The following is an 11,789-nucleotide window of genomic DNA, read 5'->3' as shown; positions in this document are numbered from 1 at the left end:
GGGTGCGGGGCGCGCCGCCCTGGCGTTCAGCCTGGCAGCGGCACGACGCGCCGCCACGGCAGGTCGCCCAGGCTGTCGTAGTGCGCCACGAGCAGCACGCGCGCCTCGCCCGGCGGGGTACGCGCGTGCTGCGCCAGGGCCTGGCACAGGTAGGTGATGGAGGCGCGGTCCAGCGCGGCGACCGGCTCATCGATCAGCGTGAGCGGTGCGCCGCTGGCCAGCGCTGCCGCCAGCAGCACCTTGCGCCGGCTGCCGGTGGAGAGCTGGTGGAGCGTCTTGTCCAGATGCGGCGCAAGGCCAAACCCCGCCACGTGCCGTTGCCAGGCCGCCCGGCTCCAGCCCGGGTGGGCCTGCTCGGCCGCCGTGGCCCAGGCGCTGACGCGGTCGTCGCCATCGGCCCAGGGGCCGTTCGGGTCGTGCCAGAAGACCTGCCTGCGCCAGGCAGCACTGTCCGATGCGTCCAGGGCTTCCACCGGATCTGCGCCAGCGCCCGCCAGCGCGTCCGCCCGCACCAGCTGCAGGCCTCCCGACCGGGGTGTCAGCTCGCCCGCCAGCAGGCGCAGCAGCGTGGTCTTGCCGCTGCCTTCGTCCCCCAGGAGCAGCGACGGGCCGGCAGGGAAGTCCTGGCTCCAGCCCCGCACCACGACCTGCGCGCCGTCGTGGGCGAAGGTCAGGTCCCGGACCCGCAGGGCCACGGCCGCGGCCGCCTGCGGTTGCGCGACACTCCGTCGCCTGGTTTCTGCCGACGGAGGGCTTGTCATGGCATTGCACTTTCTGGATTTTGACTACAGCGAGGACGAGGAAGGCCGCTCCACCTGGGACGCCATCGCCAGCGTGGACCGCGGGCGGCTGCCGTCCCTGCTGGCCGAGGTGCAGAGCATACTGGCCTGGGCCGAGGACGCCTTCGGCGCGCTGCAGGGCCCACAGGAGCTGGGTGGCCTGTGGCAATACGACCTGCAGTGCGAGCGCGCCGGCCAGCCCCTGTGCGAGTTGCGCTTCGACTCCGCACAGGGCAACGTGCAGCCGCCCATCGAGGCCGGCGCCGCGGAACGGGTGACGATCAGTTTTTCGCTCAGCGGCGGGCCCGCGTTCGCCGACGCCTTTGTCGAGCGCTTCGGGCCGCAGTAGCGTGCGCGGGGTTCAGTGCAGGCGCGTCTTGGCGCTGTCGGGCAGCAGCAGCGGCAGCACCGCAATGCCCTCGTCGAGCAGCTCAGCGGTCTCGCGGGCCGTGGCCTGGCCACGAATGCCGCGCTCCTCGGTTTCGCCATGGTGCATGCGGCGGGCCTCTTCGGCAAAGCGCGGGCCCACGTCCTCGGTGCTGGCGGCGATGTGCCTGGCCAGCGTCAGCCACGCGGCCTGCAGCTCGGCAGGCAGGGCCTCGGGGGCGGCGGGTGCCTTTCCGGATGCAGGCCGTTCAGGCGGGGGCTGCGTCGCCCCCAGGTGGATCCGGGGCGCGCTCAGCCCCTTGCGCACTTCGCTGCTGGCGCACAGGGGGCAGCAGACCAGGCCGCGCGCACGCTGGTCCTGGAAGTCCTCCTCCGAGCCGAGCCAGCCCTCGAAGGCGTGGTCATGGCGGCACAGCAGGTCCAGCACCTTCATGCGCCCTCCGCGGCCTCCGGCTCGATCGCGAAATTGCGGCGCCGGCCCAGGTACCGATAGACGAAACCCGGAAACGCCAGCGTGATGAACAGCGAACCGGTCACTGCGTAGAACTCCCAGCCCTGGGGGGCGATCTGGCCGGCGCGCTTTTCGATCAGCAGCGCCAGCGCGCCGACGATGAAGTACAGCAGCGCCAGCTCGACCAGGCGCATGGCAAACGGCTTGGCCAGGCCGCCGCGCCGGGGACCGACCAGCAGCCAGCGTTCGGTAAGGAAAGGCAGGTTGGCAGCGGCGAAAGCGGCCACGATCACCAGCCAGATGGCGGCAGTCTGCGTCATCGCTCAGCCTTGGGCCCGGACGGCTCAGGTGGCCAGCGCGCGCACGACGGCGTCGGCGCACAGGGTCATCAGCCCGCCGGGCAGCAGGCCCAGCACCAGCACCAGCGCGCCGTTCAGGGTGAGCACCACGCGCACCTGCAGCGGCGCCGAGAACGGCACGCTGGTGACGGGCGCATCGAAATACATCACCTTGACCACGCGCAGGTAGTAGAAGGCGCCGATCAGCGACATGACCACGGCAAACACCGCCAGCCCGATGTGGAAGCCCTGGCCCGAGGCGACCAGCGCCTGCAGCACCGACAGCTTGGCGTAGAAGCCCACCAGCGGCGGGATGCCGGCCAGCGAGAACATGCACACGGCCATGACGCCGGCGTACAGCGGGCTGCGCTGGTTCAGGCCGGCGAAGTCGGCGATCTCATCGCTCTCGAAACCCTCGCGCGCCAGCAGCAGGATCACGCCCATGGCAGCCATGAAGGTGAGCACGTAGGTCACGATGTAGAACATGGCCGAGCTGTAGGCGTTCTCCAGCGCCACGGCATCGGCGTTGCCGTGCACCACGCCCGACAGCAGGCCCAGCATGACAAAGCCCATCTGGCCGATGGTCGAGTAGGCCAGCATGCGCTTGAGGTTGGTCTGCACGATACCGGCGATGTTGCCCACCAGCAGCGAGCCGATGGCGAGCACCGCCAGCATCTGCTGCCAGTCGATGGCCAGCGGCAGCAGGCCGTCGACCAGCAGACGGATCACGATGGCGAAGGCGGCAAGCTCGGGTGCGCTGCCCAGGAACAGCGTGATGACCGAGGGCGCGCCCTGGTACACGTCGGGCACCCACATGTGGAACGGCACCGCGCCCAGCTTGAAGGCCAGGCCCGCGACCACGAACACCAGGCCGAAGACCAGCACCTGGTGGCGGATCTGCCCGGCGTTGATGGCCTTGAAGACCTGGCCGATGTCCAGCGAGCCGGTGGCGCCGTAGATCATGGACAGGCCGTACAGCAGGAAGCCGCTGGCCATGGCACCCAGCACGAAATACTTCATGGCGGCCTCGGTCGCCAGCGGGCTGTCCCGGCGCAGGGCCACCAGCGCATAGCTCGACAGGGTCAGCAGCTCCAGGCCCAGGTAAAGCACCAGGAAGTTGTTCGCCGAGGTCATGACGAACATGCCCAGCAGCGAGAGCATGGACAGCGAGAACAGGTCGCCGCCGCGCAGCATGTCGCGGTCGGCGGCGTAGCCGCGACCATAGACCAGCGTGACCATGACGGCCACGGTGGAGAAGCACTTGAGCCAGTTGCCCATGGCGTCGCTGACCACCATGTTGCCCCAGCCATAGAGGGTGTTGCCGCCGCTGGCGTACAGGGCCTGCAGCGCCGCCACCACGGCCAGCGTGAGCATGGTCAGCGCGTAGGTGAGCGTGCGCTGGCGGCTCTTGACGCCCAGGTCCACCAGGGCGACCACGCAGGCCATGACCAGCAGCACGATCTCGGGGTAAATCGCCAGCCAGCTGATGTTGTCAATCATCTCGTTTCTCTCGGTTCAGTCTGGTCGGGATCAGGGCAGCTTGGACTGCGACACGTGCTGGAGCAGCTGCGCCACCGACGGGTCCATCGCGTCCGTGAACGGCTTGGGATAGATGCCCATGTACAGCACCGCCAGGGCCAGCAGCCCCAGTACCAGGAACTCGCGGCCGTTCAGGTCGGTGAGCTGGCGCACGTTGTCGTTGCCCACCGGGCCCAGATAGACGCGCTTGTACATCCACAGGGTGTAGCTGGCGCCCAGGATCAGTGCCATGGCCGCACCCAGGCCGACCCAGAAGTCGTACTTGACCGAGGCGATGATGACCATCCACTCGCCCACGAAGCCGGCCGTGGCGGGCAGGCCGCAGTTGGCCATGGAAAACAGCAGCGCAAAGGCGGCCAGGCGCGGCATGGTGTTGACCACCCCGCCATAGGCGGCGATCTCGCGCGAGTGCACGCGGTCGTAGAGCACGCCGATGCACAGGAACATGGCGCCCGAGACGAAGCCGTGGGCGATCATCTGCACCAGGCCGCCGGAGATGCCCAAGTCGTTGAAGATGAAGAAGCCCAGCGTCACGAAGCCCATGTGCGCGACCGACGAATAGGCCACCAGCTTCTTCATGTCCTTTTGCACCATGGCCACCAGGCCCACGTAGATCACGGCGACGAGCGACAGCGTGATCATCAGCCAGGCCCATTCATGGGCGGCGTCGGGCGCGATCGGCATGGAAAAGCGCAGGAAGCCGTACGCGCCGAGCTTGAGCATGATGGCCGCAAGCACCGCGGAGCCGCCGGTGGGCGCCTCCACGTGCACGTCGGGCAGCCAGGTGTGTACCGGCCACATCGGCACCTTCACCGCGAACGCGGCGAAGAAGGCGAAGAACAGCAGGGTCTGCGCGTTTGCCGCCAGCGGCAGCCGGTGCCAGGTGGCGATGTCGAAGCTGCCGCCCGCCTGGTTGTACAGGTAGATCAGCGCTACCAGCATGAGCAGCGAGCCCAGCAGCGTGTAGAGGAAGAACTTGAACGCGGCATAGATGCGGTTGGGACCGCCCCAGATGCCGATGATCAGGTACATCGGTATCAGCGTGGCCTCGAAGAACACGTAGAACAGCATGCCGTCGAGCGCGCTGAAGACACCGATCATCAGGCCCGACAGGATCAGGAACGCGCCCATGTACTGGTTCACGCGCTCGGTGATGGACTGCCAGGAGGCGATCACCACGATCACCGTGATAAAGGCCGTAAGCGGCACGAACCACAGCGAGATGCCATCCACTCCGAGGTGGTAGTGGATGTTGAAGCGCTCAATCCACAGGGCGCGTTCGACGAACTGCGCCGCGGCGCTGGCGTTGTCGAAGCCCGAGATGAGCGGCAGCGTCACGGCCAGGCCGGCCAGGGCGCCCAGGAGCGCGATCCAGCGCACGGCCGGTGCCTGGCCCGCACGCCCCAGCAGCAGCACCAGGGCCCCGACGGCGATGGGCAGCCAGATGGCAAGACTCAACAAACCCATTTTTCTTCTTCTCCCCGTCTTATTTGTTGAGCCACACGAAGTAGGTCATGAGCACGAAGATGCCCAGGATCATGACCAGCGCGTAGTGGTAGAGGTAGCCCGACTGCAGCGAACGCAGCACGGTGCCGATGCGCGCCATCAGCTTCCAGGAGCCGTTGACCACGGCGCCGTCGATGACGGCCTGATCGCCGCCCTTCCACAGCGCGATGCCCAGACCGCGCGCGCCGCGCGCGACGATGTTTTCGTTGATCCAGTCCATGTAGTACTTGTTGTCCAGCAGCGTGTAGATCGGCTGCAGGCCACGCTTGAGGGCCGCCGGCAGGGCCGGGTTGACGATGTACATGTAGTAGGACAGGGCCACGCCGGCAATCGCCATCCAGGTCGGCACCGCGACGAAGCCGTGCGTACCCATGGCAACCGCGCCGTGGAAGGCCTCGCGCAGGTGTGCCATGGCCGGATGGCGCGCCTCGTCCACGGTGATCACGCCGCTGAAGAAGTCGCCGAACAGCATGGGCCCGATGGCGATGAAGCCAATGACCACCGACGGAATGGCCAGCAGGACCAGCGGCAGCGTGACCACCCAGGGCGACTCGTGCGGCCTGGCGGGCGCATGGCCGTGATGGTGCTCGTGCGCGTGCGGGTCCTGGTCGTAGCGCTCCTTGCCATGGAAGACCAGGAAGTACATGCGGAACGAGTAAAAAGCCGTGATGAACACGCCGGCCAGCACGGCGGCGTAGGCAAAGCCGGCCGCGGGCAGGGTGCTGTGGCGCACCGCGTCCACGATGCTCTCCTTGGAGTAGAAGCCCGAGAAGAACGGCGTGCCGATCAGCGCGAGCGAGCCCAGCAGCGAGGTGATCCAGGTGACTGGCATGTACTTGCGCACGCCGCCCATCCAGCGGATGTCCTGGTTGTGGTGCATGCCGATGATGACCGAGCCGGCGCCCAGGAACAGCAGGGCCTTGAAGAACGCGTGCGTCATCAGGTGGAACACGGCCACCGAGTAGGCCGAGGCGCCCAACGCCACCGTCATGTAGCCCAGCTGTGACAACGTGGAATACGCCACCACGCGCTTGATGTCGTTCTGGATGATGCCCAGGAAGCCCATGAACAACGCGGTGATGGCGCCGATGATGAGGATGAAGTTCAGCGCGGTGTCGGACAGTTCAAACAGCGGCGACATGCGCGAGACCATGAAGATGCCGGCCGTGACCATGGTGGCGGCGTGGATCAGCGCGGAAATGGGCGTCGGGCCTTCCATCGAGTCGGGCAGCCACACGTGCAAGGGGAACTGCGCCGACTTGCCCATGGCACCGATGAACAGGCAGATGCAGATCACCGTGATCAGCATCCAGTCGGTGCCGGGAAAGCCCAGCGTGCCCAGTTCGCCGGCCTTGGCGAAGATCTCCGCGTAGTTGAAGGTGCCGGCGTAGGCGCCAATCAGGCCGATGCCCAGGATGAAGCCGAAGTCGCCCACGCGGTTGACGAGGAAGGCCTTCATGTTGGCGAAAGTGGCCGAAGGCTTGTTGTACCAAAAGCCGATCAGCAGATACGACACCAGGCCCACCGCCTCCCAGCCGAAGAACAGCTGCAGCAGGTTGTTGCTCATGACCAGCATGAGCATGGAGAAGGTGAACAGCGAGATGTAGGAGAAGAAACGGTTGTAGCCGGGGTCTTCCTCCATGTAGCCGATGGTGTAGATGTGCACCATCAGCGACACGAAGGTCACCACGCACATCATCATGGCGGTGAGGCTGTCGATCAGAAAGCCCACCTCCATCTTCAGATTGCCGACCACCATCCAGGTGTAGAGGGTCTGATCGAAGCGCGCGCCGTCCGACACGACGCTCTGGAACACCAGCGCCGACAGCAGGAACGAGACCAGCACGCCCAGGATGGTCAGCGTGTGCGACACGCCACGGCCAATGCGGTTGCCGCCAAAGGCGGTGCCGAAGAGGCCGGCGAGCAGCGAGCCGGCCAGCGGCGCCAGCGGCACCGCCAGCAGCGTCGAGACAGAAAGCGTTTGACTCATTGTGGAGAACCTTGCAAGTGGCGGGACCGCATCAACCCTTGAGGTCGTTGAGGTCTTGCGCGTCGATGCTCGAGCGATTGCGGAACAGCAGCACCAGGATGGCCAGGCCGATGGCGGCCTCGGCCGCCGCCACCGTCAGGATGAAGAACACGAACACCTGTCCGTGCATGTCGCCCAGGTAGTGCGAAAACGCCACGAAGTTCATGTTCACGGCTAGGAGCATCAGCTCGATGGCCATGAGCAGCACGATGAGGTTCTTGCGGTTCAGGAAGATGCCCACCACGGCCATCGCGAACAGCATCGCGCCCAGTGACAGGAAGTGACCCAGCGTCGGTGTCATGGCTTGCTCTCCTCGGCGGCGGGTGCTGCGGGTGGCTCGGGGGCGCGCGTGGCCGGCACGTTGACCATGACCATGCGGTCGCGGGCACGCACGCGGATCTGGCTGGCAGGGTTGATGGCCTTGGAGTCCTTGCGCTCACGCAAGGTGAGCGCGATGGCGGCGATCATGGCCACCAGCAGGATCACGGCGGCGATCTCCACGGGCAGCAGGTACTCGGTGTAGAGCAGCATGCCCAGCGCCTTGGTGTTGGACACCTCCACCACCTGGCCAGCGCCGTTCACCACGGCGGCCATGGCCTGCGGCGCCTCGACGGTGTGAAAGCCCGTCATCAGCACGGCCGCCATCTCCAGGCCAACGATGCCGCCGACGACCACCGCCAGCGGGAAGTGCCGCCAGAAGCCCTGTCGCACGGACTCGATGCGGATGTCCAGCATCATGACCACGAACAGGAACAGCACCATGACGGCCCCCAGGTACACCAGCACCAGGACGATGGCGAGGAACTCCGCCTTGAGCAGCAGCCACACGCCGGCGGCCTGCGAGAAGGCGAGGATCAGATGCAGCACGGCGTGCACAGGGTTGCGCGCCGTGATGACCCGGAAGGCCGCATACAGCAGCACCACCGAGAACAGGTAGAAAAAGCCGGTCGTGACTTCCATGAATCGGTTCTTTTCAACAAAGGTTCGGCAAGAAAGTCACCGGGTCAGCGGTAGGGCGCGTCCGCGGCCTTGGCGGCGGCGATCTGCGGCTCGTAGCGGTCGCCCACAGCCAGCAGCATGTCCTTGGTGTAGTACAGGTCGCCGCGCTTTTCGCCGTGGTATTCGAGGATCTGCGTCTCGACGATGGAGTCCACCGGGCAGCTTTCCTCGCAGAAGCCGCAGAAGATGCACTTGGTGAGGTCGATGTCGTAGCGCGTGGTGCGGCGCGAGCCGTCGGCGCGCACGTCCGACTCGATGGTGATGGCCAGCGCCGGGCACACGGCCTCGCACAGCTTGCAGGCGATGCAGCGCTCTTCGCCGTTGTCATAGCGGCGCAGGGCGTGCAGGCCGCGAAAGCGCGGCGACAGCGGAGTCTTTTCTTCTGGGAACTGCACCGTGACCTTGCGGCGGAAGGCGTAGCGGCCGGTGAGGGCCATGCCCTTGGCCAGTTCCCAGAGCATGAAGCTCTTGAAGAAGTCCCGAAGAGAGAAAGTTGAAGGAGCAGCAACAGCAGCCATGGATGCCCCCGTTATTTCCAGATGTTCCAGGGCGACAGCAGCCAGCCGCCCACGAGGATCAGCCACACCAGGGTGACCGGGATGAAGATCTTCCAGCCCAGGCGCATGATCTGGTCATAGCGAAAGCGCGGGAAGGTGGCGCGGATCCAGATGAAGCAGGACACGACCATGAAGGTCTTTAGCCCCAACCAGATCCAGCCGGGAATGAAAGCCAGGAAGGACAGCGGCGCCGACCAGCCACCCAGGAACATGAGCACCGCCAGGATGGACACCAGCCACATCGCGGCGTACTCGGCCAGGAAGAACACGGCAAAGCCCATGCCCGAATACTCGACCATGTGGCCGGCAACGATCTCGGCCTCGCCTTCCACCACGTCGAAGGGGTGGCGGTTGGTTTCGGCCACGCCCGAGACCAGGTAGACGATGAAGATGGGCAGCAGCGGCAGCCAGTTCCAGGACAGGAAGTTCAGACCCATGCCGGCCATCATGCCGCGCTCCTGCACGGCCACGATGTCGGTCAGGTTCATGCTGCCCGAGACCATGATCACCACCAGGAAGCAAAAGCCCATGGCGATCTCGTAGCTGACCATCTGCGCCGAGGCGCGCAGCGCGCCCAGGAAGGCGTACTTGGAGTTGGATGCCCAGCCGGCGATGATCACGCCATAGACCTCGATGGAGGCGATGGCGATCACCAGCAGCAGGCCGGCGTTGATGTTTGCCAGCGCCATGTCGGGCCCGAAGGGGATGACCACCCAGGCGGCCAGCGCCGGCATGATGGCCATGATCGGGCCGAGGTAGTACAGGCCGGTGCTGGCGGCCGTGGGCTTGATCAGCTCCTTGGTCAGCAGCTTGAGCGCATCTGCGATGGGTTGCAGCAGCCCGAAGGGGCCGACGCGGTTGGGGCCCATGCGCACCTGCATGAAGCCGAGGAACTTGCGCTCCCACAGCGTCAGGTAGGCCACCGCACCCATCAGGGGCGCCAGCACGGCGACAATCTTGATCAGGTTCCAGAGCACGGGCCAGGCCAGCGTGCTCCACCACTCGGCGGCGACCAGGTTGAGGCCGCCGTTGTACAGGGTGTCGATCATGCGGTGGCTCCTTCACCGCGTGCAGCACGCGCATCGGCGGTCAGTTGCAGCGACGGCGCACGGCGCACCAGGCTGTCGAGCTGGTAGATACTGGCGGCCACGGGCTCGGCGCTGGCGCCGGCCTGGAGCGGAGCTGCAGGGGCGCTGGTGCGGTTGGCCAGGCGCTCGGCGGGCAGATGGCGCAGTTCGCCGACCGGCTGGCCGGTGGCCTCGGCCAGCACGTCCTGCGAGGTCTCGTGGCCCATGCCCTCGACGCCCAGCAGATTGCCCAGCACGCGCAGCACCTTCCAGGCCGGACGCGTCTCGCCGGCCGGCTTGACCACGGCGTGGAAGCTCTGCACCCGGCCTTCGGCGTTCACGAAAGTGCCCGAGGTCTCGGTGAAGGGCGCGATGGGCAGCAGCACATCGCTGAACTCCAGGTTGGCCTTGAAGGGGCTGAGCGTGACGACCATCTCGGCCTGGCCCAGCGTGCGTGCGGCCTCGGCGCCCAGCACCGAATCGTGCACCGGCTCGGTGTTGAGCAGCAGCGCCGCCTTGACGCCGCCCTGCAGCATCTGCAGGGCGTTCAGCCCCCCGCCCTGCGGCTGTGCGCCCACGAACTGTGCGCCCACCGTGTTGGCGGCCTCGGTCAGGTAGCCCACGGTCGCGCCGGTCTGCTCGCCCAGCCACTGCGCCAGCGCCAGCAGCTGCGAAGCCTGGGCGTGGTGCGCGGCGGCGTTGCCCAGCAGGATGGCGCGGCGCTCGCCCTGCAGCAGCGACTGCGCGATGGCGCGCGCCTCGTCGCCGGCCTGCACGTCCGCCACGGGGGCGGAGGCGCCCCGCTCGGCCGCCACGGCCGAAGCGACCTGGGCCAGCAGACCCGTCCACTGCGCGGCCGGTGCCAGCAGCGTGGCGGCCAGCGGCATGGCCCAGTCGTAAGCTACTGCATTGATAGCTGCAACCCTACAACCCACGCGGGTTGCCTGGCGAATTCGCTGTGCAAACAGCGGATGGTCCTTGCGCAGGTTGGAGCCCACGACCAGCACCGACTGCAGCGTGTTCAGGTCGGCGATGGGCATGCCCAGCCAGCGCACGCCTTCAGCCGGCGCGAACTCGGCCTGGCGCAGGCGGTGGTCGATGTTGTCGCTGCCCAGGCCGCGCACCAGCCTGGCGGCCAAGTGCAGCTCTTCCAGCGTGCTGTGCGGGCTGACCAGGGCGCCGATGGCCGCGGCACCGTGCTCGGCCTGGATGTTCTTCAGGCCGTTGGCGACGTATTCCAGCGCGGTCTGCCAGTCCACCGCGCGCCATTCGCCGCCCTGCTTGAGCATCGGGTGCAGAAGCCGGTCATCGCCGTTGAGCGCTTCGTAGGAGAAGCGGTCGCGGTCGGCCAGCCAGCATTCGTTGACCTCTTCGTTCTCCAGCGGCAACACGCGCATGACGCGGTGGTTCTTGACCTGCACGATCAGGTTGGCGCCGGTGGAGTCGTGGGGGCTGACCGACTTGCGCCGTGACAGCTCCCAGGAGCGGGCGCTGTAGCGGAAGGGCTTGCTGGTGAGCGCGCCCACCGGGCATAGGTCGATCACGTTGCCCGACAGCTCGGAGTCCACCGTGTCACCGATCACCGTGGTGATCTCGGCATGCTCGCCGCGGTTGACCATGCCGAGCTCCATCACCCCGGCGATCTCCTGGCCGAAGCGCACGCAGCGCGTGCAGTGGATGCAGCGCGTCATCTCCTCCATGGAAATGAGCGGGCCCACGTCCTTGTGCGGCACGACGCGCTTTTCCTCACCGTAACGCGAGCTGCCCATGCCGTAGCCCACGGCCAGGTCCTGCAGCTGGCACTCGCCGCCCTGGTCGCAGATGGGGCAGTCCAGCGGGTGGTTGATGAGCAGGAATTCCATCACCGATTGCTGGGCGGTGATGGCGCGTTCGCTCTTGGTGCGCACGATCATGCCCTGCGTCACCGGTGTGGCGCAGGCAGGCACGGGCTTGGGCACCTTCTCCACGTCCACCAGGCACATGCGGCAGTTGGCAGCAATCGAGAGCTTCTTGTGGTAGCAAAAATGCGGAATGTAGGTGCCTGCCTTCTCGGCTGCATGCATGACCATGCTGCCTTCGGCGACCTCCACCTTCTTGCCGTCCAGTTCAATTTCAACCATATGCGTGTGGCCCCTTG

12 protein-coding genes are annotated in these 11,789 nt (G+C 66.7%); 1 reads left to right on the top strand and 11 read right to left on the bottom strand.

Going from position 1 to position 11,789, the window contains the following annotated elements; all coding sequences use genetic code 11:
* Positions 1-26: 26 nt before the first annotated feature.
* Entirely contained in the window at positions 27-695 is a 669-nt protein-coding gene (locus tag RT051_RS02590; protein WP_313071079.1) for an ATP-binding cassette domain-containing protein, read from the bottom strand.
* Between the two features lie 64 nt (positions 696-759).
* On the opposite strand from RT051_RS02590, the gene RT051_RS02585 reads away from it, so the two are divergent.
* The gene (locus RT051_RS02585) at positions 760-1,128 is read left to right on the top strand and encodes a hypothetical protein (protein ID WP_313071074.1); all 369 of its coding nucleotides are present in this window, start codon (positions 760-762) and stop codon (positions 1,126-1,128) included.
* Between the two features lie 12 nt (positions 1,129-1,140).
* Here the strand turns inward: RT051_RS02585 and RT051_RS02580 are convergent, their stop codons facing one another.
* Genes RT051_RS02580 through nuoG form a run of 10 tightly spaced genes read right to left on the bottom strand, consistent with a single transcriptional unit; the run spans position 1,141 to position 11,772 of the window.
* Positions 1,141-1,599, bottom strand: a complete 459-nt coding sequence (locus RT051_RS02580) for a DUF1178 family protein (protein ID WP_313071071.1) — start codon at positions 1,597-1,599, stop codon at positions 1,141-1,143.
* Positions 1,596-1,937 carry a DUF2818 family protein gene (locus tag RT051_RS02575; RefSeq protein ID WP_313071066.1) on the bottom strand — a complete coding sequence of 114 codons (342 nt, stop codon included), beginning with the start codon at positions 1,935-1,937 and terminating at the stop codon, positions 1,596-1,598. The genes RT051_RS02580 and RT051_RS02575 overlap by 4 nt, the downstream gene beginning before the upstream one ends.
* A 24-nt stretch (positions 1,938-1,961) precedes the next feature.
* Complete coding sequence (gene nuoN / locus RT051_RS02570) at positions 1,962-3,455, bottom strand: NADH-quinone oxidoreductase subunit NuoN (protein ID WP_313071063.1); 1,494 nt, start codon at positions 3,453-3,455, stop codon at positions 1,962-1,964.
* A gap of 30 nt (positions 3,456-3,485) precedes the next feature.
* On the bottom strand, positions 3,486-4,961 hold the full coding sequence (locus tag RT051_RS02565) for an NADH-quinone oxidoreductase subunit M (RefSeq protein ID WP_313071060.1): 1,476 nt from the start codon (positions 4,959-4,961) through the stop codon (positions 3,486-3,488).
* A 19-nt stretch (positions 4,962-4,980) separates the two neighbouring features.
* Positions 4,981-6,990: an NADH-quinone oxidoreductase subunit L gene (gene nuoL / locus RT051_RS02560; protein ID WP_313071057.1), complete on the bottom strand. Its 2,010-nt coding sequence runs from the start codon at positions 6,988-6,990 to the stop codon at positions 4,981-4,983.
* 31 nt (positions 6,991-7,021) lie between these two features.
* Positions 7,022-7,330: an NADH-quinone oxidoreductase subunit NuoK gene (gene nuoK, locus RT051_RS02555; RefSeq protein ID WP_313071054.1), complete on the bottom strand. Its 309-nt coding sequence runs from the start codon at positions 7,328-7,330 to the stop codon at positions 7,022-7,024.
* Positions 7,327-7,989, bottom strand: coding sequence for an NADH-quinone oxidoreductase subunit J (locus RT051_RS02550; protein ID WP_313071052.1), 663 nt, complete (start codon positions 7,987-7,989; stop codon positions 7,327-7,329). Before RT051_RS02550 ends, nuoK begins: the two co-directional genes overlap by 4 nt.
* A gap of 44 nt (positions 7,990-8,033) precedes the next feature.
* Entirely contained in the window at positions 8,034-8,546 is a 513-nt protein-coding gene (gene nuoI, locus RT051_RS02545) for an NADH-quinone oxidoreductase subunit NuoI (RefSeq protein ID WP_313071047.1), read from the bottom strand.
* Between the two features lie 11 nt (positions 8,547-8,557).
* Entirely contained in the window at positions 8,558-9,634 is a 1,077-nt protein-coding gene (nuoH, locus tag RT051_RS02540) for an NADH-quinone oxidoreductase subunit NuoH (RefSeq protein WP_313071043.1), read from the bottom strand.
* Positions 9,631-11,772: an NADH-quinone oxidoreductase subunit NuoG gene (gene nuoG, locus RT051_RS02535; RefSeq protein ID WP_313071040.1), complete on the bottom strand. Its 2,142-nt coding sequence runs from the start codon at positions 11,770-11,772 to the stop codon at positions 9,631-9,633. Before nuoG ends, nuoH begins: the two co-directional genes overlap by 4 nt.
* Between the last annotated feature and the right edge of the window lie 17 nt (positions 11,773-11,789).

The sequence above is a fragment of the Melaminivora sp. genome, from assembly GCF_032059615.1.
Classification (GTDB): Bacteria; Pseudomonadota; Gammaproteobacteria; order Burkholderiales; family Burkholderiaceae_C; genus Melaminivora.
Note: the sequence above shows the minus strand (reverse complement) of the source record. Positions and strands in the feature narration are given on the sequence as shown.

Excerpts from the sequence above, each read along its gene's own strand:
- RT051_RS02585 (WP_313071074.1), top strand. The coding sequence starts at position 760 with ATGGCATTGCACTTTCTGGATTTTGACTACAGCGAGGACGAGGAAGGC.
- RT051_RS02580 (WP_313071071.1), bottom strand. The coding sequence starts at position 1,599 with ATGAAGGTGCTGGACCTGCTGTGCCGCCATGACCACGCCTTCGAGGGC.
- RT051_RS02575 (WP_313071066.1), bottom strand. The coding sequence starts at position 1,937 with ATGACGCAGACTGCCGCCATCTGGCTGGTGATCGTGGCCGCTTTCGCC.
- nuoN (WP_313071063.1), bottom strand. The coding sequence starts at position 3,455 with ATGATTGACAACATCAGCTGGCTGGCGATTTACCCCGAGATCGTGCTG.
- RT051_RS02565 (WP_313071060.1), bottom strand. The coding sequence starts at position 4,961 with ATGGGTTTGTTGAGTCTTGCCATCTGGCTGCCCATCGCCGTCGGGGCC.
- nuoL (WP_313071057.1), bottom strand. The coding sequence starts at position 6,990 with ATGAGTCAAACGCTTTCTGTCTCGACGCTGCTGGCGGTGCCGCTGGCG.
- nuoK (WP_313071054.1), bottom strand. The coding sequence starts at position 7,330 with ATGACACCGACGCTGGGTCACTTCCTGTCACTGGGCGCGATGCTGTTC.
- RT051_RS02550 (WP_313071052.1), bottom strand. The coding sequence starts at position 7,989 with ATGGAAGTCACGACCGGCTTTTTCTACCTGTTCTCGGTGGTGCTGCTG.
- nuoI (WP_313071047.1), bottom strand. The coding sequence starts at position 8,546 with ATGGCTGCTGTTGCTGCTCCTTCAACTTTCTCTCTTCGGGACTTCTTC.
- nuoH (WP_313071043.1), bottom strand. The coding sequence starts at position 9,634 with ATGATCGACACCCTGTACAACGGCGGCCTCAACCTGGTCGCCGCCGAG.
- nuoG (WP_313071040.1), bottom strand. The coding sequence starts at position 11,772 with ATGGTTGAAATTGAACTGGACGGCAAGAAGGTGGAGGTCGCCGAAGGC.